Below are 21,781 nucleotides of genomic sequence, written 5' to 3' on the forward strand. Positions count from 1 at the left end.
CTCGACACCGCCCTCGTCGGCCCGCCAGGGCAGTCTCCGGCGAGGCCATCGGCAACGCCGTCCGGGCGAGCGGCACCTCCGCCCGAGCTGCCCCGGCAGGAACGGGCGGGGTGTCAATGCTCCAGTGGGGCCGTCCAGTTGAGGGTGGTGCCGCCGTTGGGCGGGGCGGTGACGGTGAGGGTGCCGCCGAGGGAGCGGGCGCGTTCTTCGAGGTTGCGCAGGCCGCTGCGGCGGCCCTGGGCGGGGATGCCGACGCCGTCGTCCTGGACGGTGAGGACGACCTGGCTGCCGGTGGCCTGGAGGACGACCTCGACGCGGCCGGCCTTGGCGTGGCGGGCGGCGTTGCTGAGGGCTTCGCCGAGGACGGCGACCAGGTGGTCGGCGACGGCGGGCGGGACGTCGGTGTCGAGCAGGCCCTCCATGCTGAGGCGGGGGGCGAAGCCGAGCGCGGAGTGGGCCTCCTCGACCACGTGGACGGCGCGGGCCCGCAGGCCCTGGCCGACGCCGGCCTCGCGGACCCGCAGGCCGAAGATCGTCGACCGGATGATCTTGATGGTCTCGTCCAGGTCGCCGACCGCTCGCAGCACCCGGTCCGAGGCCCCGGGGTGGTCGATGAAGCGGGAGGCGCTCTGCAGCGTCATGCCGGTGGCGAACAGGCGCTGGATGGCCAGGTCGTGCAGGTCGCGGGCGATCCGGTCGCGGTCCTCCAGGACGGCCAACTGCTCGGCGTCGCGCCGCCGTTCGGCCAGTTCCAGGGCCAGCGCGGCCTGGTCGGCGAAGGCCAGCAGCGGATCGGTCTCGCGCTCGGTGAACTCCGGCTCGCCGGGGCCGCGCACCAGCAGCAGCACGCCCTCGGTGTGGCCCTCGGCGCGTCCGAGCGGCACCGCGACGGCCGGGCCGAGGCCCGCGTACCGGTCCGCCCGGGCCGGGAAGCGCCGGTCCTCGGCGAGGTCGTGCGAGGTCACCGGCGCGCCCTCGACGCACGCCGCGCCCGAGATGGTGCCCTCCAGCGGGATGTCCGCGCCGGCCCGGCCGGTCAGGTCGCCGCCGAACGAGAGCTCCACGTGCAGGCCGTTCCCGGCGGGCAGCACGGTGAGCACGTCGGCCTGCCGGGCGCCGCTGATGTCGCACGCCCGCTGGGCGATCAGCTCGACCACCTGGGTGCGGGAACTCCCGGACAGCAGGCGGCGGTTGATCTCGGCGGTGGCGGTCAGCCAGCGCTGCTGGCGCTGCGCCTCCTCGTACAGGCGGGCGTTGTCGATGGCCACGCCCGCCGCCACGGCGAGGGTGGCGATGACCGACTCGTCGTCGTCGTCGAACCCGGCGGCGCCGCGCTTGTCGGTCAGGTAGATGTTGCCGAACACCTCGTCGCGGACCCGGACCGGCAGGCCCAGGAAGGTGCGCATCTCGGGGTGGTGGGCGGGGCAGCCGGTGGACGCCGAGTGCTCCCTCAGGTCGTCCAGGCGCAACGGCTGCGGGTGGCGGATGAGTTCGCCGAGCAGGCCCTTGCCGGTCGGGTAGGGGCCGATCCTGGCGATCTCCTCGTCGCTGAGGCCGACGGTGAGGAACTGCGAGAGGGTGTCGCCGTCGGGGCCGATCACGCCGAGCGCCGCGTACTTGGCGTCGGCGAGGACGGCGGCCGCCTCGACGATCCGGCGCAGCACCTGAGTGAGTTCCAGTTCCCGGCCGACCGAGAGCACGGCCTCCAGCAGGCTGTGCACCCGGTCGCGGGTGCCGCGCGCCACGTCGATCCGGGCCTGCAGTTCGGCCAGCAGTTCGTCCAGCCGAAGCTGGGGAAGCCGCGACCGCGGTTCCTCCTCGCGCACTGCGTTCCTCCTCGTCCGTGGGCCCAGCTCGCCGCCCGATTCTCGCAGACGGGGCGGCGGGAGTGGACCCACGGGGTCGTCGGAAGGGTCACAGCGGGGCAGGTACGGGGCGGATCACGGGTGGCGGCGGCCCACGGCGGGCGCCTGCGCAGGTCAGCCGGCCCTCGCCTCCCGGGCGGCGAGGGCGGTCCGGACGGCCAGGGCGGCCAGTGCCTCGGGCGCGCCGGGCTGGTGGCGGATGCCGGGGAAGGCGTTGACGTCGACGGCGACCGGGCCGTCGGGGCCGGGCAGCAGGTCGACGCCGTACACGTCGAGGCCGAAGGCGGGGCCGGCGGCGAGGGCGAGGGCGCTCTCCTCGGCGCCGGGGGTCCAGGGGCGGCGGGCGGGCCCGCCGGGGTGGAGTTCGGAGCGGCGCTGTTCGGCGAACAGCTGCCCGTCGACCACCCAGAGTTTGCGGTCCCAGCCGTCGCCGGCCACCGGCCGCTGGGTGATCACCGGCTCGCCGGGCCACCGGTCGGCCAGTGCCTGCCACTGCTCGGCGGTGTCGGCGCGGGCCACCAGGTCGTCGCGCCGGCTGTGCCTGCTCTTCACCACCACCGGCCCGGACCAGGCGAGTCCACCGATCGGACCGGAGGCGACGGTGGCCGCGAACGGGATGCCGGCGGCGCGGGCGAGCCGCGCCATGGCCGCCCGGTCCTGGCAGAACGCGGTGGCGGTGGCCGAGTTGAGCACCGGTGTGCCGGACTCCTCGTAGCCGCGGGCGACTTGGAGTGCGGCGGCGCTGCGCGCCTTCAGCAGCAGCAGGTCCGCGTCCTGCCCCGTCGGCACCGTCGAGTGCCCCTGCGCGGACAGCAGTCGGCGGGTGGCGGCGAGCAGCGGATGGTCGAGGTCGCGGGCCAGGACCGCGATGCGCAGCGCCGTCACCGGGCGGCGGGGGCGGAGGTGAGCAGGGAGCCGGCGTCGGGGGTGGGCCAGGAGGAGCCGGTGCGGGCGAGGCGGACCACCGCGTCGGCCACCCGCTCGACGGCGTGCGGGACTTGGCGGAAGCTCGGGAAGTCGTTGATGTCGACGACGGTGGGGCCGTCCGGTCCGAGCAGCACGTCCAGGCCGTACAGGTCGAGGCCGAACACCTCGCCGACCTGCGCGGCGAGCGCGGCGACCTCGCGCGGCAGCGGGACGGGCCGTTCGGTGGCGGGCCGGTGCGGGTGCAGCGGCGAGGTGCGCTGGGTGGCGAAGAACTCGCCGCCCGCGCAGTAGACCTTGAGGTCGAGTCCGTCGTTGGCGACGTACGGCTGGGCGATCAGCAGCGCGCCGTCCGCGGGCGCTGCCAACTCGGCGAGCCGGTCCGGGTGCTGGATCAGGTGGACGGCGCGCCCGGAGGAGCCGTCGGCGGGTTTGACGACCAGCGGGTAGTGCCGCTCGGGTATCGCGGCGAACGCGGCCGGGTCGGCGGCGGCCCAGGTGCGCGGCATCGGCAGCCCGTGCAGGGCGGCGACCACGGCGGTCTGCGCCTTGTCGCGGACCGGGCGGATCGCCCGGGCGTCGTTGACGGTGGTCAGGCCGGCCGCCGCAGCGGACTCCAGCAGGCCGAGCCCGGGCCCGCCGGAGACGGTCTTCAGCACCCATGCGTCGTGCGCGCCGCCGCGCACCAGCCGGGCGAGGTCCAGCAGTTCGGCGCCAGGGCGCAGCACGTCCACGGTGTGGCCGGCCGCCCGCAGGTGATGGACCACCTCCAGCGGCATCCCGTCGTGGCGGTAGTGCTCCTCGACCAGGAAGCAGAACCTCATCTGTGCCCACCCATTCCCCTCTGTCCCCCCGTGCGCGTGCCGTGGGGCCGTTCACATCCGTCCACCCTGTCACGGAAGTTCGGCGCGAGAGCGGCCAGGGTGTCCGGGAACGGCCACAGGCACGTCACAGCCGTATTGCCGCAGGTCTGGAACCCTTTGCCCTGGGCATGTCGTTGACATGACGTTCTCTTGGCACACTCTTGAGGGGGACCGTGTGCATTCACAGCTGCACCCGCACGCCCGGCACGACCTGACGGACCGTCCGGCGCCGGCCGTGCTGGCCTACCCGGCGGACGACGTCCTGGTGGTCTCGGGCCTGCCGGGCAGCGGCAAGAGCACCCTGATGGCGCGCTGCGCCCGGGCCCGGGTGATCGACTCCCAGCACACCCGGCAGCGCTTCGCCGCCGCCCTGCCGGGCGTCCCGTACCCGCTGTACCGGCCGCTGGTCCGGGCCGCCCACTACCTGCGGCTGCACGCCGCGCTGCGGGCCGGCGGGCCGCTGGTGGTGCACGACTGCGGGGCGCTGCCGTGGGTGCGCCTGGTCGTCGCCCGCACCGCGCACCGCCAGGGCCGCCGGCTGCACCTGCTGCTGCTGGACGCCACGCCCGCGCAGGCCGCCGACGGGCAGCGGCGGCGCGGCCGCCGGGTCTCCCGGTACGCGTTCGCCCGCCACCGCCGGGCCGGCGCCGCGCTGCGCGGCCTGGTCACCGCGGACGGGCCGCTGCCGTCCGGGGTGGCCTCGGCGGTGCTGCTGCCGCGCGCGTCGGCGGCCCGGCTGGCCGCCATCGAGTTCACCGGCCACGCGGTCGACCCGCGGGTGACGCCCCGTCACCGGGTGTCCGCGGCCCGCCGGACGCAGTTGCCGGCCCGGACGGCGGCGGGCGCTGCGGCGAACGGCTGAGCCGGTCCGCGCGTCGCCCGCCGCCCGGCCGCGCGCTGGCTAGTCTCCGGCCATGCGCACCCCCGACCGCACTCCGGACGCCGCCGCTCCGGACGCCTCCGCCTCCGCCCGGCCGCCGCGCGGCCCGCAGGTGCGGCGGATCGCCGACCGGCTGTCCGTGCAGTTCCGCGTCCCGATCGAGCCGCAGTACGAGCAGGCCGGGCACCGCTGGACGCTGCGCTGGTACGACGGCCCGACCGTCGGGGCGGTGCGCTGCGCGCTGGAGCGGCTGTTCCCGGACGGGGAGCGGCTCGCGGTGCGGCGCGACCTGACCACCCGGGCGCTGGCGCTGGCCGCGATCCGGGAGACCCGGGCCGGGGCGATGCACCGCTCGGTGGGCAGTTGGGGCCAGCGCTACCACCTTGAGCAGCTGCTCGCCGACCAGGAGCACCCCGACCGGACCGCCGACCCGCGCGAAGCGGCCATGCTGGAGCGCCTGTTGGAGGCCTCCTCGACCGCCCGCGTCCACGGCGCCGCCGCACCGGACCTGGCCCGCGCGTTCGACCTGGTGGCCCGCGACGGCATCGCCCGGCTGCTGCCCGAGCACCGGCTCGCCGGGCCCGCCGAGCGGGACGCCCTCGCGCTGAGCCCGCTGGAGTACCTGACGTCCCGCTACGCGACGGGCGTCCACCGCGCCGCGTGGGAGACGGCGCTCGCCACCCTGCCGCTGCGCACCGCCGTCGCCGCCGCCCACCAGGATCCGCAGCCCGACCCGGACGCGGCCCGCGCCGCCCTCACCCTGCTGCCCGCGCTGCGGCGCCCAGGCGTCCGCCGAACTCGACGCGGTCGAGGCCCGGTTGGCCGCGGTGGTCGCCGGCGCCCCGGCCCGGGACGTCGACGGCGTGGCCACCGATCCGGGACGGCCGCCGGTAGTCCGGGACGTCGACGGCGTGGCCACCGATCCGGGACGGCCGCCGGTCGCGGGCGACGCCTCCGGCAGCGTGTCGACCCCTATTCTGCCTGCTCACGCGCCCGCGCGGTAGGACCGGACGCACACTTCTCCGCCCTTGTCCGGGCGGCCGGTTCGGCCGCAGACTCGTCCGCATTCCCCCCTTTGGACGAGTCGATGGGAGTCGTGTGTCTTCACACGTCGATCAGGAAATGGCCCTGCGTGCCCGGGTGCTGCTGGCCGGCAGCGAACCGCCCACCCCGTGGCAGGCCTACCGGGCGCACCGCCTGCTGTCCCGCGACAACCCGGCGGTGCACCTGCCGAAGCTGGCCCTCGCGGCCGTCGAACTGACCCGCCACCACCCGCTGCTGCTCCGCCGCGACCTCCAACTGCGCCTGTTGGACGAGGCGTTGGAGGCGGCCGCGGCGATCCCCGCCGACGATCCGTTCCGTGCCGAGGCGCTGGCCCGGATCCGTCACGAGCATGCGAAGCGCCTCAACGAGCTGCGGATGCCGACGGGGTGACGCTCCGGCCGGGCGCGGCCCCGTCCGGCTGCGCCCGGCTGCGGAAGTGCTGCTTGTCCACCAGCAGGCCGTTGTCGAAGCAGAACCGCACCACGTCCTGCCCGTCGCCGGGGTCGGTCTCGACGTCGCCCGCGAACCATCGGCAGTGCGCGCCGTCCGGCGCCGGCGGGCCGTACTTCTTGAAATCGCCGGTCAGGAAGTCGTTGCCGATCGGCAGCCGGGCGTTCACCACGCCCTCGGACTGGCCGACCTCGATCGAGTCGTACAGCGAGGTCGACACGGTGGCGTCCCGCATCGCGCCGACGAACATCAGCGCCCCGATCGCGCCGACCACCCCGACCACGCCGAGGACCGCGAGCGCGCCCAGCGCACAGCCCATGGCGGGGCTCCGGCGGCGCTTCTCCGGGCCGATCAACGTCCCCGCCAGCTCGCGCAGTTCCTCGTCCTCGGGGACGGCGTCCAGCGCCCCGTCCGAGGTGTACGGGAGCCGGCCGCTCAACCGGAACCCGCCGTCCGACTCCCGGTCCGCGTGGATCGACCCGCCCAGCAGCCGGGCCCGCTCCCGCAGACCGGTCAGGCCCTGACCGCCGGAGACCGCCGCCGTGCCGTCCCCGCCGGGCCCGTTCAGCACCTCCACCATCACCGCGTCGCGCTCGTACCGCACCGTCAGCACGATCCGCGCGCCCCGCGCGTGCTTGTGCGCGTTCGTCAGGCCCTCCTGGGCTATTCGGTACGCGGCGTGACCGGTCGCGGCGGCGAGCTCGCGCGACGTGCCCTCGTGCCGCAGCTCCACCAGCGTGCCCGCCGCCTGCGAACTCTCCGCCAGCCGGTCGATCGCGTCCACGCCGCCCGCCGCCGGCACCGAGTCGTCCCGCAGCAGACCGACCACCTCGCGCAGCTCCCGCATCGCGCCGGTCGCCGCCTGCCGCAGCACGCCCACCGCCTCGCGCTGCCGCTCGCCGAGCGTACGGTCCACCTCCAGCGCGCCGGTGTGCACGGCGATCAGCGCCAGCTGGTGCCCGAGACTGTCGTGCATGTCCTGGGCGATCCGGTGGCGTTCGCGCAGCCGCGCCTGACGGGCGATCATCACCCGCTCGCGCACCAGCTGCTCGTTGCGCTCCCGCAGACTGTCCAGCAGCGCGCTGCGCTGCGCCCGGTACCGGCCGAGCAGCGCGGGCAGCACGCCCAGCAGCAGGAACCCGACCACGCTGATGCCCAGCAGCGCGGGCACCGGGAAGTGGTCGCGGCGGTTCTGCAGCACGCCCACCGCGAAGTTCAGCACGAACCCGAGCCCGAAGACCGCCGGCGCGTACCAGGGCCGGGTGATCCGCCGACCCGCCGAATACCCCGCCGCGACCAGCAGCGGCAGGAACCCGCCCGGCCCGCCGACACCCGCCGACGCCAGCACCAGCACCGTCCCCGGCAGCCCCCGCCGCAACAGGAACAGCACCCCGGCGGCCGCCACCACCAGCCCCGACGGCCAACCGCCGCTGTCCACCGCCTGCAACAGCGCCGCCAGCCCGCACACCACGAGCCCGCCCAGCACCTCCCGGACCACCAGCCGCCAAACCCAAGGCCCCGGAACCGCCCGCTCCACCCACGTCCGCATCACCCCCCGACCCTAGCCGCCCCGACCCACCCCCGGCCCCACCCGGCCCCGGCCGCCAACGCGCCTGCGCAACGCCGCCGGGCCACCACATGCTGCGGTCGCACCGAACTCCAGGAGCAGGTCGACGGGTTCGAGGCACCACCGGCAGAAGGTACGCACCGTCGATGCCCGGCGTGCCGACAGGCCTTGACGGCGCGGAGGAACCGAACAGCGTCGGTCCGCTCGCGGGTGGGCTACCGGGGCACGGTCCGTTCGTGGTGCTCACCGGTGCCGTCGCTCACACCGGGGCCTGGTCGTTCCTCTCCCCCTCCGGGTGCGTGGCGGCGGGCCAGCGCGGGCCGGTGCGGGGGTCGTTGGCCCAGACGAACTGCTCGGTGGGGGTGCGGGTGAGGCCGTAGTCGTAGACGCCGGGGCAGCCTGCCGCCTCCCACTGGGACCAGGCGGCTTCGACCTCTTCGGCGAGGTGTCGCGGTCCGCCCTCGGCGGTCCAGGCGCCGCCGGTGGTGCGGGCGGACAGGACGGCCCAGGAGGTGCGGCCGTCGGTGATCCATGCGCTGGTGCCGTCCGCGTCGTCGTGGGTGTGCACGGACAGGTCGGGGAGGGCGACGCGCAGTGCGAAGCCCAGCCCCCACGGGTCGACGAGCTGTGTCGGGTCGCGGTCGGTGCTGCCGCTGCGGTCGGGTTCGGCGGTGCCGCGGACTTCGCCGAACGTCCGTCGCCGGTGGGCGTGTTGGGTGCGGGTGGGCATGAACCGGGCCAGGCCCTGCATCCAACCGGTGGCGGACTTGCCGTCCTCGGCGACAGTGAGCGCGACGTGGCCGAGGCGGCCCCACGGAGTGACGATCCGCCCGCCGGGCGCGGTCTGCTCGACCCAGGCCCAGGGGATCTCCTCGACGGCGTAGGTGGCGATCACCCGATCGAACGGGAACTCGTCAGGCACCCCCAAGTCGCCGTCTCCCGTGCGGACTTGCACCTCCATGCCGGCGGCGACCAGACGTACGTCGGCCGCGGCGGCCAGGACCGGATCCGCCTCGACGCCGACCACCCGGCCCGGGCCGGCGCGGTGGGCCAGCAGGGCCGCGTTCCAGCCGCTGCCGGTGCCGAGTTCGAGGACGCGGTGCCCGGGTTCCAGGCGCAGGCTGTCCGCCATGTCGGCGACCACGGCCTGACAGGACAGGCTCGACGTGGGCAGGCCGTCCCCGAGCTGTGTCACCGCCGCCTCGTCCGGCGAGCGGTACAACTCCCCCGCCCAGCCTGCCGGATCGACTGCCCGGTCCACCGGTTCCCACGCCCGGCCGCCCCACCGCCACAGCCGTTTCGGCGCGAACCCGTCCCGGGGCAGCGCCGCCACCGCCTCCCGCACCCACGGCGATCCCTCGGGCCAGGCTCCGCGCTCGGCCATCACCCGGTCGAGCCGCGAGCGGTACGCGGGCAGGTCCAATTCCTCGGCCACCGCGTCCACTTGCGCCGTTCGCCCGCACCGGTGCCGAACGGCGCGCTCCTCGTGCTCACGCATCGCTGCCGCTCCTCCCGTGACGCCTGCGGCCGAGTCCTCATCCTGCCGTTCGCCGTCCGCCGTCGGCAGGGCGTGTAGGAGCGGTTCCGGGGCACTCGGGCGGCGGGTGCGCCGGACGGGCGACGGCAGGCGTCCGGCCGGGTGACGGGCGGGTTGGTGGCTGGACGGCGAGGGGATCATCGGCCGGTATGTCGACGAAAGACCGTGACCGCAGGGGCCCGCGCCGCCGTCACCTCGCCGCGCTCGCCGTGCTGGCCGTCCTCGGTGTCGGCTGCTCCGCCCTGCGGGCCCAGGACGGGAGTGGTGGGCGCGCCTCCGCCCCTGCTGCGCCGCCGGTCGCGGGGCAGCCGGCGGTGGCCGTTCCGAAGGGTGCGGCGGGGCAGGAGGTGAACGGTCGACTGGGGGTTGCCGAGCGGGAGTCGAGGCAGCAGCAGGCCGAGCTCGCGGCCGCCCGGCACTGGGGGCTGGCGGCGCTGCCGCTGAAGGCGCCCGAGGCGCCCGCAGAGAAGCCGGAGCTCGTCGCGGGGCCGAACGTCCTGCTCGCGGACGGGCTGCCGCCGGTGGTTCGCCGCGTTCCCACCGAGGACAAGGTGGTGTTCCTGACCGTCGACGACGGCGCGGCGAAGGATCCGGAGTTCGCCGAGATGGCCGCCGGCCTGGACGTGCCCCTGTCGGTGTTCCTCTCCGACTACCTGGCGCGTTCCGACTACGACTACTTCCGCGCCATGCGCGACCGCGGCGTGTCCGTCAACAACCACACCGTCAACCATCCCGACCTGCGCCGTCTCGGCGCCGATGCGCTCCGCCGCGAGATCTGCGGCCAGCAGGACCGCCTCGAACAGGAGATCGGCACCCGCCCCTGGCTGTTCCGGCCGCCCTACGGCGAGTACACCGCCGCCGCGCTGCGCACCGCCGCCTCCTGCGGCGTCACCGCGGTCGCCCTGTGGACCGAGGAGGCCTTCCCGGACCACCTCGAGTACCGCTACTCCGACGAGAAGCTCCACCCCGGCGACATCATCCTCACCCACTTCCGCAACCCGGCCCCGGGCTGGAAGGGCACCATGGCCGACATGCTCCGCCGCGTCATCGACACCGCCACCGCCGAGGGCTTCGCGATCGGCCGCCTGGAGGACTACCTCTGACAGCCGGGCCGGAGGGGCGGCTCGCCCCTCCGACCCGCCGCACGTCAGTTCTGCTCGGCCGCCGCGGCGGCCCGCTCCCGGTACCGGTACCACCACGTGTCGTCCGTCGCAGGCATCCGCTCGTCGCCCGGCCGGTGGCCGACCGCGCCGTCGATCGGCTCGCGGACAGTGCCGGCGTGGCCGGCGCGGCCGGCGTGCCGCGCGGTCCCGGCGATCAGGTGGATCGGCACCCGGCACCGGCTGGGGGCGGCGTCCGGCCCCGACCACCACGGGACGTGGCCGACGGTGTCCAGCGGCAGTTCCTCGGCGGTGGCCCGGTGGTCGGTGTCGGGTTCGAGCCCGGCCGGGCCGAGGTCCGGGCGGAACCACGCGACCGACTCCCCGTGGTGGAGGTTCTCGACCGGGCCGAGCAGGTTGATCCCGGTCGGGGTGAGCGGGCGGCGGAGGTCGCGTTCCGGCAGGCCGTCGGGCGTCCACCGGACGGCCTCGCGGGCGTCCGGCAGGTGGCGGCGCAGGCCGGTCCCGGGGTCGGTGATCGTCATGGCGGATCCCTTCGCTCAGGCGCCGAGCAGGCCGACCGGGTTGCCGTCCGGGTCGTCGAACACGGCGATCCGGCCTCGTCCGGGCACGGCCTGCGGCTCCAGCCGGCGGCGGCCGCCGAGCTCCTCGGCCTTGGCGAGCGCCAGGTCCACGTCCGCGACCCGGAAGTACACCACGATCCCGGTGTAGGGGCTGCCGGGGCCGGACTGGCCGATCCCGCCGGCCGGTTCGCCGTCGGCCGCCCCGACCAGTGCGTAGGTGGCGTCCAGTGCGTCGACCTGCCAGCCGAACAGCTCCCGGTAGAAGCGGTGGGCGCGCGGCGCGTCGACCGCGGAGATGTCGAACCAGGCCGGTGTGGACGGGAATTCGGCGTTGCCGGTGGTGGCGCTGGTCATGAGGTCCTCCTCAGGTACGGAAAATGCCGGTCGAAGAGGTGACTCCCGCGGTGCGGCAGAATCGTCGCCCGTGAGCGAGGAATCCTGCGCGACCCCACCATCCGTCGCCGCCGACGACGACGCCGACGACCTGTCGCTGGCCCGCGACGGCGACGACGCCGCCTTCACGCGTCTGGTCGCGCCGCTGCGCCGCGAGTTGCACGCGCACTGCTACCGCATGCTCGGCTCCACCCACGACGCGGACGACGCGCTGCAGGAGGCGCTGGTGCGCGCCTGGCGCGGCCTGGAGCGGTTCGAGGGCCGCAGCTCCCTGCGCGCGTGGCTGTACACGGTGGCCACCCGCACCTGCCTTGACGCCGTCGACCGCCGCGGCAGGCGGGCGCTGCCGATCGACCTGGGTCCGGCCTCCCCGCACGCGGTGCTCGACGCCGCGCCGTTGACGGAGGTCGCCTGGCTGGGCCCGTACTCCGACGCGGGCCTGCCGATCGGGCCCGTCGGCCCCGCCGCCCGCTACGAGCAGCGCGAAGCCGTGGAGCTCGCGTTCGTCGCGGCCGCGCAGCACCTGTCGGGCAACCAGCGGGCCGCGCTGCTCCTGTTCGACGTGCTGGGATTCTCCGCCGAGGAGATCGCCGCCATGATGGACACCTCCGCCACCGCGGTGAACTCCGCCCTGGCCCGGGCCCGGCGGAAGCTCGCGGCGACGCTGCCCGAGGTGTCCCAGCAGCAGACGCTGCGGATCCTCGGCGACACCCGCGTCCGGGACATCGCGACCTCGTTCGCCACCGCCCTGGAACGCGGCGACGCCGACGCCCTGGTCGCGCTGCTCACCGAGGACGTCACCTGGTCGATGCCTCCGCTGGCGCACTGGTACGCCGGTCTCGGCGCGGTCATGGACTTCGCAGCAGCTGTCCCCATCGCCCGCTGCCCGAGCTGGCGCCATCGTGTCACCACCGCCAACGGGCAGCCCGCGGTGGCGTTCTACCTGGGAGCGACCCCGGACGCGCCGCACCCGGCCTGGTCCCTCACCGTCCTGACGCTGCGTCGGGACTCGGTGGCGGAGATCGTCTCCTTCCTCGGCCCGGAGCACGTCCTGGCCGCCGGCCTGCCTGCGGAGCTCTGAGCCCTTGCGTGGAACGCCCTCTGACGATACGTCGAGGAAAGCGCGACAGGTCGGCCGGGCGCCGATGGCCGGCGAGCTGCTGCCGCACGTCCCGCACGAGCGCGTGCCCGCCGCCGAGCCCGTCGTCCGTACGCCGCTCGGGCCGCCGGCCTTCGCCGCCGCGCTCGACGGACGTCCGCTGCCCGGCGTCCCCGACACGCTGTGGCGGCTGCCGTCCGGCGCCCGGATCGCCCGCTGGGCGGGGCCCGACGCCGACCTGGAGCTGCTGCTCACCGCGCACCTGCCGGAGCCGACCGGTTTCTCCCGGGTCGTCACGGAGGCCTGGGCGGCGGCCTGGCACCGAGAGCGGCTACGGCGGCGGCCAGTACCTCGCCGCCCTGGAGATCACCGGCGCCGGTCACGACCTCGCCCTGGCGGGCGAGGACGCGGAGGCGATCTGCCGCCGCGCGGCCGACGGGACGGGCGTTCCGGCCCGCTGGGCCGGGGAGTCTGCGGCGGTCGAGGAGCACCGCCACGGGTGGGGCGAGGAGTACCTGTGGGACCGGCACGCCCTGCGCTGGACCCTGCCGGACCTGCTGCCGGGCGAGCACCTGCTGCTGCCCGTCGCCGCCGCCTGGCTGCCGACCGGCCCGGATGACGACGACGCGTCCGCCCTGTGGGCGGCCGACCTGCGGCTGGAGGTGATCCTGGCCGCCGCCGAGGGCCTGGGTCTCAGGGGGTGACGAAGCCGGAGCGGTAGGCGATGACCACGGCGTGGGTGCGGTTGCGGGCGGCGAGTTTGGTGAGGATGTTCGCGACGTGGGTCTTGACGGTCTCCGCGCCGAGGAACAGGGTCCTGGCGATCTCCGCGTTGCCCAGGCCGGCGGCCATCAGGCGCAGCACCTCCTGTTCGCGGTCGGAGAGCGGGTGGGGGAACGGGGTGGTCTCGCGGCGGTGTCGGAGCGCCAGGTCGCGCACCGAGTCCGGGAACATCAGGGTGTCGCCGAACGCGGCCAGCCGGACGGCCTGCACGATCGCTTCCGGGCGGGAGCGTTTGAGCAGGAAGCCCGCGGCCCCGGCGAGCAGCGCGTCGTGGACGCTGTCGTCGTTCTCGAAGGTGGTGATCACGACGACGCGCGGGGCGGGGACGACGGTGTCGAGGATCCGTCGGGCGGCCTGGATGCCGTCGAGGGCGGGCATCCGTACGTCGGTCAGCACCACGTCGGGTGTCAGGTCGCGGGCCAGGGCGACGGCCCGGGCGCCGCTCTCGGCCTCGCCGACCACCTCGATGTCCGGTTCGGCGGAGAGGATCACCGCCAGGCCGGAGCGCACCAGGGGTTCGTCGTCGGCGATCAGGACCCGGATCGGTGTGGTGCTCAAAGTTCCCTCCCGGGGCGGTCGTTGGCCCGGCCGAGGGTGAGCGGCAGCCGGACGGCCACCCGCCACAGCCCATCGACGGGTCCGAACTCGGCGTGGCCGCCGAGCAGTTGGGCGCGTTCGGCGATGCCGCGGGTGCCGCGGCCGCCGCGGTGGCCGGGGCGGCGCGAGGCCGGCAGCGGGTTGCCGATCTGCAGGCGCAGCTCGCCCGCAGCAGCGTCGATCGTCACGTCGACGGGTGAACCGGCCGCGTGCCGAAGGGCGTTGGTGAGGGCTTCCTGGACGATCCGGTAGGCCTCGCGGGAGACCACGGCGGGCATCGCGTCGAGGTCGCCGACGGTGAGGGCGACGGGTGAACCGGCGGCGCGGGCGGAGTCGGCCAGGCGGTGCACGTCGCGCAGGTCCGGTTGGGGGGTGCGGCCGGGGCTCTCCTCGCGGAGCAGCCCGAGGACGTGGTCGAGTTCGTCGGCGGCCGAGCGGGCGGCCTCCTCGATCGCGGCGAGGGCACTGCGGGCGAACGCCGGGTCCCGGTCGAGGACCCGGCCCGCGGCGGCGGCCTGCAACGTCACCACACCCAGCGCGTGGCCGACCGAGTCGTGCAACTCCCGTGCCAGCCGGTTGCGTTCGGCGAGTCGGGCGCCGAGGCGTTCGGCTTCGGCGAGCCGCTCGGCGGCGGACGGCCCGAGCAGTGCGGGCGCCGAGCGTTCCAGGGCCCGGCCGGCCGCCCACGCGGCGGTCGGCAGCAGCAGCGCGAGCAGCACCCCGGCGACCGGTCCGAGCCCGGCGGGCACCGCGTTCAGCCAGCCCGGCGGATCGTCCAGGAACGGACGCACCGTCAGCAGCACGACGACGGCGGGCGGGACGGCCATGGTCGCCCCGGAGACGGGCGCGCCGAGGCCGAGGTGCAGCACCGCCCAGGCGACGGTCCGTCCGCGCGAGGCCTCGGCGTCCTGCGGCCGCTCCCCCAGCGTCCCGGCCGGCAGCAGCGTCCGGACGATCACGAACTCCAGCTGCCGGACGAACGGGAGGACCGCCGCGGCCGCCGCGACCAGGGGCAGCGCCGCCAGGTACGCCCCGAACTGGATCAGCAGCGTCCCGCCGAGCGAGGTGGCTCGGAACAGCGGCGCGAGGGCGACGTTCATCACGAACCAGAACGGCGTCATCATCGCGCCGCCCAGGATCAGCAGCGCCCAGCGCCGCAGGGCCGCCCGGCCCCACAGGGCGAGCGCCGCCCGGCCGAACAGGGCAAGGGCGGTCCGGCGGAACTCCCCCCGTCGAGTCACGCCTGGATCATCCCACTGCGGTCGGCCGCGTTCTCCGACGCCCCCGCCGCCTCCGTGACCAGCAGGGCCAGCACGGTGGCGAGCACCGCGCCCGACAGTGTCTGCAGGCCGCCGACCAGGGCCAGGCCGCGCATGTCCTGGCCCTCGTTGAGCGGGGTGTGGAGGGCGGAGGTCAGCAGCCAGAACAGCCCCCAGCCGAACGCCGTGCCGGTGCCGACCCAGGCGGTGATCAGCGTCCGCAGGGCCGGCCGTCCGTCCGGCCGTCGGGTCAGTGCCGCCATGGCGACCAGCCCGGCCAGGACGAGGAGTGCGAAGCCGCTGTCGATGACCAGGGATTGCGCCGCGGTGCGGGTGTCCTCGGGGCGCAGGGCGTGGCTGCCGAACGCCCAGGACAGTTGGACGGCCACCGGGATCAGCCCGAACGCGGCGACCCCGGCCACGATCAGCCGCCGGGTCCCGGCGGCCGGCCCGGCGGGCAGGTCGCGCAGCCGCAGCGCGAACACGCCGGCCCAGCGCTCGCGGGCGTGCATCACGAACCCGGCGACCAGGCCGATCGCCTGGAGGCCGAAGCCACCGTAGACCACGGCGTACACCCAGCCCTCGATGAGGTCCTGGCTCGGGTCCCCGGAGGACGAGAAACCGCCGGTGAACGCCCCGACCACGGCCGCGACCGGCACCACCAGGGCGATCGGCGCGAGCAGCCCGGTGGCCACCCACATCGGCAGGACCAGCAGCCAGCCGGGGACCCGCCGGCCCCACGGCCGGGCCAGCGCGAGCGCCAGCACGGCGGCGATCGCGTCCATGCCGAGCGTCGCCAGGTTGGCGCCGATCATGGCGCCGCTGCGCATGCCGTCGCCGTGCACGCCGATCCCGCTGCCCGTGACCCAGGCGATCTTCAGCGCGAGGTAGGGCAGCGTGGCGGCGATCGTGCCGACGCAGACCGCCGTCCGCAGGCGGCCCGGGCTTCCGAAGTTCTGCATTGTCGTCATGCCACGACCTTCGCAACCGACGGCGCGGCCCCGATTCCCCCGGACAGGGGACAACCCTCCCCCGTTCGGGGGAAGGTCCGCTACGTCTCCGGTGCCCGCACCCTGCGCCGGGCAACCGGCCGACGCGTCGTCACCTCGGCGACCCGGTCGCAGACGTGGAGCACCAGTACCACCGTCGCGCCCGCCACCGCGAGCCGTACCGCACTCCACCGCACGCCGTCCGCCTCCTCACCGTCCGCACCGCGGCCCGCCCGGGCTCCGGCCGGGCGGCCGGAGCCGTGCGGCCGCCTTTCCGCCGCGCGGGGATTCACACCCCCGGGTGACGGTCCGCGCCGGTGGGCGGTGGGTGCGGCACGGTCGGGCATACGCGGGGTGCCGATCAGCGAGGAGGGACGGGCCCGTGAATCCGATCGAACGCGCGCTGCGCGCCGTCGACCGCACGCAGCAGCGGCACCGGGTGCCGGCCGCGGTGTTCGGCGTGATCAAGAAGTACGGCGACGACCGGGGCGGGCTGCTAGCCGCGCTGATCACCTACTACGGCTTCGTGTCGCTGATCCCGCTGCTGCTCCTGCTCTCCACCGTGCTGGGGTTCGTGCTGCACGGCCATCCGGAGGCGCAGGAGGCCGTGGTCGACTCCGCGCTGGCCGATTTCCCGATCATCGGCGACCAGTTGCGGGAGAACGTGCACTCCGTGCAGGGCAGCGGACTGGCGCTGGTGATCGGCATCCTCGGCCTGCTCTACGGTGCGCTGGGCATCGCGCAGGTGCTGCAGCACTCGATGGCCGAGGTGTGGAACGTGCCCGGCGTGCGGCGGCCCGGCTACTGGCCGCGGCTGGCGCGCAGCCTGGCGCTGTTCGGCGCGCTCGGCCTCGGCCTGGTGGTGACCGCGGCGGCCGCGGCGCTGGTCGGCACCACGGCGGCCGGCACCTTGGCCCGGGTCGGCGGGCTGCTGCTGTCGGCGGTGCTGAACACCGCTGTGTTCGTGGCCTGTCTGCGGATCCTCACCCCGAAGGAGGTGCGGACCTGCCGCCTGCTGCCGGGCAGCCTGGTGGCGGGCCCGCTGTTCACTGTCCTGCAGGCGTTCGGCGCGGCCCTGGTGGCGCATCAACTGCGGCACGCCAGCGCCGTGTACGGCTTCTTCGCGACGGTGATCGGCCTGCTGTCCTGGCTCTACCTGGCGTCCCAGATCACCGTGTACGCGGCCGAGACGAACGTGGTGCTGGCCCGCCGGCTGTGGCCGCGCTCGCTGCTCCAGCCGCCGCTGACCGGCCCGGACCAGGAGGTGCTGGCCCTGCTGGCCCGCCAGGAGGAGCGCCGGCCCGAACAGCGGGTGGAGGTCGAGTTCGAGCTGCCCGAGGACGAGGACGACGGGCCGGAGAACGGGCGTTGACCGCCGGGCCCGGCGAGGTGTCGGTGGCCGCCGGTACCGTCCGGATCATGACTGATCGTGAGACGTACGCCCCGCTGAGGTTCTTCGAGTACGACCACCGGCCCGGCTCGTACTGCCTGATGCTGACGGACGATCGGATGGTCGAGGTGGACGAGGTGTTCGAGGCCGCCGGTCAGGACAACGGCGGCTACGGCTGGGAGGCGGTGGCCCGCTCCGCGGTGCGTTCGCGCGCCCCGCAGCTGGAGGGCCGGTTCCGGTACGACCCGGAGGCCGGCATGTTCGTCGCGTACGGCGAGGACGCGGAGGCCCTGCGCGAGCTCGGCACGCTGCTGTCCGCGGCGTTCCGCGACCGGCCGACGCTGCGCGAGCTGATCGACGCCGCCGAGCCCGACTGGTTCGACTGATCCGCGCGCCGGGCGGACGCGGAAACGCCGACGGCCGCTCCCTCCGGGAAGGAGGGAGCGGCCGTCGGCGGGTGCGGGTGGTCCCGCGGGGTCAGCGCGTCACCGGGTCAGCGGGTCAGGCCGGCCTTGACGGAGCACACCGGCCAGGCGCCGGGGCCCTGGGAGGCGAGCACCTTCTCGGCGACCTCGATCTGCTGCGCCTTGGTGGCCTGGTTGGCCTGCGGCGCGTAGGCGGTGCCGCCGTACGCGGCCCAGGTGGAGGAGGTGAACTGCAGGCCGCCGTAGAAGCCGTTGCCGGTGTTGATGGACCAGTTGCCGGTCGACTCGCACTGCGCGACCTTGTCCCAGGTGGACACGTCGGCGGCGTGGGCCGAGGTCGCCGTAAGGAGACCGGCCACCGGCAGGACGGCCACGGCGGAGCCCGCCACGATGGCGGCGCGGACGCGGCTGCGGGTGCGGCTCCCCTTCTTGGCGGTGGTGGCGGTCGTGGCGGCGGCGGTCTCGTTACGGAAGATCATGCGATTCCTTTCGGCTGCCCCGGGCAGGCAAGGCGGAACCAGGGCCCTGGCGGGCCGGCTGTTTCACGCTTGTGGATCGGACGGGGCCGTCGCTTGCCGACATGCTCTCCGTCGCGGTCACCCTGCCCGTTCGGTCCGGCTCGGTGGCCGTTCCGGGGCGTTGGTGTCGGGTGATCCCGGGTAGTGCGCCCTGCACTGGTTACGAAGTTACGGGCGTTTCGGCCGATGTCCAAGCATTCGAAGGTCTGCGCAGGTCAGAGCCGCGTTACCGGCGGTAAATCGGGGTCTCGGGGCGCACTGCCCCGCGATTTCTCGGGCCCGGCCCGCCCGTCCTGTGACCGGCCTCACCGGCTTTGGACCCCTTCCGCCGGGGAACCGCACACGCCGCGCGACCCGGCGGTGGCCGACCGTCGACCGACCTGCCTCCGGGCTATGGGCCGGGCCACAACGGTCACGCTCCGCCCACTTCCAAGTGACCCGGCGTGGCCGAATTGCCGCCTCAGGACAGTGCGGTGAGCACTCGCGGCCCGTCCTCGGTGATCGCCACGGTGTGCTCGGAGTGCGCTCCGCGCGAGCCGTCCGCCGACCGCAGCGTCCAGCCGTCCCGGTCGGTCCGCAGCTCCGCCGTGCCGGCGCACCACCACGGCTCCAGCGCCAGGGTCAGCCCGGGGCGCAGTTCCAGGCCGCGCCCGGGGCGGCCGACGTTGGCGACGTGCGGGTCCTCGTGCATGGTGCGGCCCAGGCCGTGGCCGCCGAAGTCGGTGTTGATCCGGTAGCCGGCCCCGTGGCCGACCTCGGCGATGGCCGCCGAGAGGTCGCCGATCCGGTTGCCGGGCACAGCCGCGGCGATCGCCGCGTCCAGCGCGGCCCGGGTGGAGTCGATCAGCCGGACGTCCTGCTCGGCCGCCGCGCCCGCGACGACCGTGACGGCGGAGTCGGCGACCCAGCCGTCGATGGACACCGCGAAGTCCAGGCTGATCACGTCCCCGTCGCGCAGCACATAGGGGTGCGGCTGCCCGTGCAGCACCGCGTCGTTCACCGACAGGCAGATCACGTTGCGGAAGGGCCCGCGGCCGAACGACGGCGCGTAGTCCCAGTAGCAGGAGACCGCCCCGCGCTCCTCGACCAGCTTCCGGGCCCGGTGCTCCAGGTCCATCACCTGGCGGCCGGGCTCGACCAGGCCCGACAGCTCGGCCAGCGTCTCGGCCACGAACCGGCCGGTGACAGCCATCTTCTCGATCGCCTGCGGGGTCTTGTACTCGATCACGACACAGCTCCTGAACAGCGGCGGCGCGCCGCCCACTCGATGACGCTGCCGGTATTTGAATACCGGCGGGACGGGGACACCCTAGCAGCAGAGCGGTATTTAAATACCGCTCCGGGGCTCGCCACCCGCCAACAACGCCTCGACGGCGGCACGCGCCTGTCGGGCCGGGTCGGGACTGCCGGAGATCGCGGCGGTGACGATGGCACCCTCGGCAAGCAGCTGGACGGACGCCGGCTCGGCGAGGCCGGCGGCGCCGGACCAGTCGGCCAGGTGCCGGTGGAAGGCCTCCTTGTGGGAGCGGACCTCGGCGAGCACCGCCGGCGAGGCGGGGCCCAGCTCACCGAAGGCGTTGATCCAGGCGCAGCCCCGGAAGCCCGGCTCGGCGCACCACCCGGCCAGCCAGTCGAACGCGGCCAGCAGCCGGGCCCGCGGGTCGGCGTGCGCCTCGGCGGCCGCGACCAGCCGCCCGCGCCAGCGCCCGTCGCGCCGGCGCAGCACGGCCACCACCAGGTCGTCCTTGGTGGGGTGCAGGCGGTAGATGCGCTTGAGCGGCAGTCCGGAGGCGGCCCGCACCTCGTCCATGCCGACGGCCCGGATGCCCTTCTCGTAGAACAGCGCCTCGGCGGCGTCGAGCAGTTTCTCGTGGTCCTGGCGGGCCTGTTCCTCGGTGAGCGGGGCGGGCATCGGCGCACTCCTGCGGCGGGTCGACGGTGACGGATCGACGGTGACGGATTGACGTGGAGAACGATCGTTCCCTACCCTAGCGCCCACTGCCGGTCGAGAACGCGCGTTCTCCACCTCTCCCACCCTTCGAGGAGCCCGCCATGACCGAGGACCGCCCGCCCCGCCCGCCGTTCACCCGCGACACCGCCCTCGCCAAGGTCCGGGCCGCCGAGGACGCCTGGAACAGCCGCGACCCGCAGCGCGTCGCCCTCGCCTACACACCGGACTCGGTGTGGCGCAACCGCGACGCCTTCCTCACCGGCCGCGCCGAGATCGTCGCCTTCCTCACCGCCAAGTGGGCCCGCGAGCACGAGTACGCGCTGCGCAAGGACCTGTGGGCGTTCGACGGCGACCGGATCGCCGTCCGCTTCCAGTACGAGTGGCACGACGACGAGGGCCAGTGGTGGCGCAGCCACGGCAACGAACTGTGGGAGTTCGACGCGCACGGGCTGATGCGGCGGCGCGAGGCCAGCATCGACGACGTCCGGATCGACGCCGCCGACCGCCGCATCCTCGGCCCCCGGCAGGACGACGAACCGGAGCTGCCGGTGCGCTGAGGCCGGCTGCCTCCCCGGGCGATGCGACGCGGGGCCGCCGTGTTCAGTAGCGTGGCGGCATGGTGCGAGTCCCCCTCACCCCCGAGCAGATCGAGGCCGGCCGGCGTCTGGGCGCGTTGTTCCGCGAAACCAGGGCCGGCCGTGACCCGGTCGCCGTCGCGCAGAGCGCCGGCATCTCCCCCGAGACCCTCCGCAAGATCGAGATGGGTCGGCTCCCCAGCCCCGGTTTCGGCACCGTGGTCGGCCTGTGCGCCGCGCTCGACGTGCCGCTGGACGACGCCGCGCAGGTCTGGCTGGGCGTGGTCGCCGACGACCGGCGCGCCGCCGGCTGACCGGGGCGTCAGACGGTCGCCACCACGGCGTACCGCTCGTCCGTCACCGGGCCGCCCCACAGTGCGGCGTCCGCCGACAGCGGTTCCACCCGCAGCTCGCGCACCAACGGCCTCACCGCACGGGCCAGTTGATCGGCGCTCGCGCCGCCGGCCCAGGGCAGTTCGCCCGCGCCCGGGGTGTACGGCTCGGTGACCGCCTCGCGCCAGCGGCCCTCGATCAGCACCAGTCGGCCGCCCGGGCGCAGCAGGGTCGTCCAGTGGCGCAGCGCCGCGTCCGGGTCGGGCAGCGTCCACAGCAGGTGGCGGCAGAGCAGCGCGTCGAACCGTTCGGCGCCCACCGGCGGCCGCGACGCGTCGCCGACCAGGAACCGGCCGGGCAGTCCCGCACCGGCCAGCTTCGCCCGGGCCCGGTCGACCATGCCGGCCGCCAGGTCGACCCCCGTCACCCGGTGCCCGGCCTCCGCCAGCAGCTGCGACAGCGACCCGGTGCCGCAGCCCGCGTCGAGCACGTCCAGCGGCCCGTCGGGCACCCACGCGCGCAGTCTCCGCTCCCAGGCCTGCCGGGTGACCTCGGCGGCCAGCCCGTGGTCGGGCTCCTGGTCGAAGGCGGGGGCGGCGTCGTTCCAGTACTCGGCGATGGCGTGCAGACGGGTGTCCATCGGAGCACTGTCCCA

Annotated in this window: 24 protein-coding genes; 10 read left to right on the plus strand and 14 right to left on the minus strand. The window is 75.1% G+C overall.

The features are described 5' to 3' along the window. Positions 1-113: 113 nt before the first annotated feature. The 3 genes from IEZ12_RS10025 to IEZ12_RS10035 all read right to left on the minus strand — a co-directional run bounded on the left by IEZ12_RS10025 (position 114) and on the right by IEZ12_RS10035 (position 3,613). Positions 114-1,826, minus strand: coding sequence for a sensor histidine kinase (locus IEZ12_RS10025; RefSeq protein ID WP_189271682.1), 1,713 nt, complete (start codon positions 1,824-1,826; stop codon positions 114-116). Between the two features lie 153 nt (positions 1,827-1,979). Continuing rightward, the gene (locus IEZ12_RS10030) at positions 1,980-2,750 is read right to left on the minus strand and encodes an ATP-grasp domain-containing protein (protein ID WP_308431022.1); all 771 of its coding nucleotides are present in this window, start codon (positions 2,748-2,750) and stop codon (positions 1,980-1,982) included. Then, the gene (locus IEZ12_RS10035) at positions 2,747-3,613 is read right to left on the minus strand and encodes an ATP-grasp domain-containing protein (RefSeq protein ID WP_189271683.1); all 867 of its coding nucleotides are present in this window, start codon (positions 3,611-3,613) and stop codon (positions 2,747-2,749) included. Before IEZ12_RS10035 ends, IEZ12_RS10030 begins: the two co-directional genes overlap by 4 nt. Positions 3,614-3,827: 214 nt before the next feature. On the opposite strand from IEZ12_RS10035, the gene IEZ12_RS10040 reads away from it, so the two are divergent. Genes IEZ12_RS10040 through IEZ12_RS10050 form a run of 3 tightly spaced genes read left to right on the plus strand, consistent with a single transcriptional unit; the run spans position 3,828 to position 5,966 of the window. Then, the gene (locus IEZ12_RS10040) at positions 3,828-4,514 is read left to right on the plus strand and encodes a P-loop nucleotide/nucleoside kinase family protein (protein ID WP_229847389.1); all 687 of its coding nucleotides are present in this window, start codon (positions 3,828-3,830) and stop codon (positions 4,512-4,514) included. A 52-nt stretch (positions 4,515-4,566) separates the two neighbouring features. Next, positions 4,567-5,793, plus strand: coding sequence for a hypothetical protein (locus IEZ12_RS10045; RefSeq protein ID WP_189271685.1), 1,227 nt, complete (start codon positions 4,567-4,569; stop codon positions 5,791-5,793). Continuing rightward, a complete protein-coding gene (locus IEZ12_RS10050; RefSeq protein WP_189271686.1) occupies positions 5,754-5,966 on the plus strand; it encodes a hypothetical protein in 213 nt (70 codons plus the stop codon). The genes IEZ12_RS10045 and IEZ12_RS10050 overlap by 40 nt, the downstream gene beginning before the upstream one ends. Here IEZ12_RS10050 and IEZ12_RS10055 read toward each other — a convergent pair. Beyond that, entirely contained in the window at positions 5,938-7,512 is a 1,575-nt protein-coding gene (locus IEZ12_RS10055; protein WP_229847390.1) for a sensor histidine kinase, read from the minus strand. The two genes, IEZ12_RS10050 and IEZ12_RS10055, sit on opposite strands and share 29 nt — an antisense overlap. A 340-nt stretch (positions 7,513-7,852) precedes the next feature. Further along, positions 7,853-9,091, minus strand: coding sequence for a methyltransferase domain-containing protein (locus tag IEZ12_RS10060; protein ID WP_229847391.1), 1,239 nt, complete (start codon positions 9,089-9,091; stop codon positions 7,853-7,855). Positions 9,092-9,279: 188 nt separating this feature from the next. On the opposite strand from IEZ12_RS10060, the gene IEZ12_RS10065 reads away from it, so the two are divergent. Beyond that, positions 9,280-10,233, plus strand: a complete 954-nt coding sequence (locus tag IEZ12_RS10065; RefSeq protein WP_189271688.1) for a polysaccharide deacetylase family protein — start codon at positions 9,280-9,282, stop codon at positions 10,231-10,233. 44 nt (positions 10,234-10,277) lie between these two features. Here the strand turns inward: IEZ12_RS10065 and IEZ12_RS10070 are convergent, their stop codons facing one another. Next, positions 10,278-10,775 carry a mycothiol transferase gene (locus IEZ12_RS10070; protein WP_189271689.1) on the minus strand — a complete coding sequence of 166 codons (498 nt, stop codon included), beginning with the start codon at positions 10,773-10,775 and terminating at the stop codon, positions 10,278-10,280. A 15-nt stretch (positions 10,776-10,790) separates the two neighbouring features. After that, positions 10,791-11,168: a VOC family protein gene (locus tag IEZ12_RS10075; RefSeq protein WP_189271690.1), complete on the minus strand. Its 378-nt coding sequence runs from the start codon at positions 11,166-11,168 to the stop codon at positions 10,791-10,793. Positions 11,169-11,238: 70 nt separating this feature from the next. On the opposite strand from IEZ12_RS10075, the gene IEZ12_RS10080 reads away from it, so the two are divergent. Both IEZ12_RS10080 and IEZ12_RS10085 read left to right on the plus strand, forming a co-directional pair. Then, a complete protein-coding gene (locus tag IEZ12_RS10080; RefSeq protein ID WP_229847392.1) occupies positions 11,239-12,288 on the plus strand; it encodes a sigma-70 family RNA polymerase sigma factor in 1,050 nt (349 codons plus the stop codon). Positions 12,289-12,296: 8 nt separating this feature from the next. Continuing rightward, positions 12,297-13,010 (plus strand): hypothetical protein, encoded by a 714-nt coding sequence (locus IEZ12_RS10085; RefSeq protein WP_189271692.1) that lies wholly within the window; start codon positions 12,297-12,299, stop codon positions 13,008-13,010. Here the strand turns inward: IEZ12_RS10085 and IEZ12_RS10090 are convergent. Genes IEZ12_RS10090 through IEZ12_RS10100 form a run of 3 tightly spaced genes read right to left on the minus strand, consistent with a single transcriptional unit; the run spans position 13,000 to position 15,916 of the window. Further along, positions 13,000-13,647, minus strand: coding sequence for a response regulator (locus IEZ12_RS10090; protein ID WP_189271693.1), 648 nt, complete (start codon positions 13,645-13,647; stop codon positions 13,000-13,002). The genes IEZ12_RS10085 and IEZ12_RS10090 overlap by 11 nt on opposite strands. Continuing rightward, positions 13,644-14,927 (minus strand): sensor histidine kinase, encoded by a 1,284-nt coding sequence (locus IEZ12_RS10095; protein WP_229847393.1) that lies wholly within the window; start codon positions 14,925-14,927, stop codon positions 13,644-13,646. Before IEZ12_RS10095 ends, IEZ12_RS10090 begins: the two co-directional genes overlap by 4 nt. Further along, positions 14,924-15,916, minus strand: coding sequence for a hypothetical protein (locus tag IEZ12_RS10100; protein ID WP_189271694.1), 993 nt, complete (start codon positions 15,914-15,916; stop codon positions 14,924-14,926). The genes IEZ12_RS10095 and IEZ12_RS10100 overlap by 4 nt, the downstream gene beginning before the upstream one ends. A gap of 400 nt (positions 15,917-16,316) precedes the next feature. Here IEZ12_RS10100 and IEZ12_RS10105 point away from each other — a divergent pair, with 400 nt between their 5' ends. Beyond that, complete coding sequence (locus tag IEZ12_RS10105; RefSeq protein WP_189271695.1) at positions 16,317-17,306, plus strand: YihY/virulence factor BrkB family protein; 990 nt, start codon at positions 16,317-16,319, stop codon at positions 17,304-17,306. Positions 17,307-17,353: 47 nt separating this feature from the next. After that, positions 17,354-17,710 carry an immunity 51 family protein gene (locus IEZ12_RS10110; RefSeq protein ID WP_189271696.1) on the plus strand — a complete coding sequence of 119 codons (357 nt, stop codon included), beginning with the start codon at positions 17,354-17,356 and terminating at the stop codon, positions 17,708-17,710. A gap of 107 nt (positions 17,711-17,817) precedes the next feature. Here IEZ12_RS10110 and IEZ12_RS10115 read toward each other — a convergent pair whose 3' ends face one another. From IEZ12_RS10115 to IEZ12_RS10125, 3 genes are all read right to left on the minus strand, one after another. Then, positions 17,818-18,228 (minus strand): transglycosylase family protein, encoded by a 411-nt coding sequence (locus tag IEZ12_RS10115; protein ID WP_373295455.1) that lies wholly within the window; start codon positions 18,226-18,228, stop codon positions 17,818-17,820. A 499-nt stretch (positions 18,229-18,727) separates the two neighbouring features. Then, complete coding sequence (gene map, locus IEZ12_RS10120) at positions 18,728-19,495, minus strand: type I methionyl aminopeptidase (protein ID WP_189271697.1); 768 nt, start codon at positions 19,493-19,495, stop codon at positions 18,728-18,730. 99 nt (positions 19,496-19,594) lie between these two features. Then, a complete protein-coding gene (locus IEZ12_RS10125; RefSeq protein ID WP_189271698.1) occupies positions 19,595-20,179 on the minus strand; it encodes a TetR/AcrR family transcriptional regulator in 585 nt (194 codons plus the stop codon). A 140-nt stretch (positions 20,180-20,319) separates the two neighbouring features. On the opposite strand from IEZ12_RS10125, the gene IEZ12_RS10130 reads away from it, so the two are divergent. Both IEZ12_RS10130 and IEZ12_RS10135 read left to right on the plus strand, forming a co-directional pair. Beyond that, complete coding sequence (locus IEZ12_RS10130; RefSeq protein ID WP_189271699.1) at positions 20,320-20,775, plus strand: nuclear transport factor 2 family protein; 456 nt, start codon at positions 20,320-20,322, stop codon at positions 20,773-20,775. Between the two features lie 59 nt (positions 20,776-20,834). Beyond that, complete coding sequence (locus IEZ12_RS10135) at positions 20,835-21,107, plus strand: helix-turn-helix domain-containing protein (RefSeq protein ID WP_043907991.1); 273 nt, start codon at positions 20,835-20,837, stop codon at positions 21,105-21,107. Between the two features lie 8 nt (positions 21,108-21,115). Here IEZ12_RS10135 and IEZ12_RS10140 read toward each other — a convergent pair whose 3' ends face one another. Next, positions 21,116-21,766: a class I SAM-dependent methyltransferase gene (locus tag IEZ12_RS10140; protein WP_189271700.1), complete on the minus strand. Its 651-nt coding sequence runs from the start codon at positions 21,764-21,766 to the stop codon at positions 21,116-21,118. Positions 21,767-21,781: the final 15 nt, after the last annotated feature.

Origin of the sequence: Kitasatospora griseola, from assembly GCF_014648555.1 — a bacterium.
GTDB lineage: Bacteria > Actinomycetota > Actinomycetes > Streptomycetales > Streptomycetaceae > Kitasatospora > Kitasatospora griseola.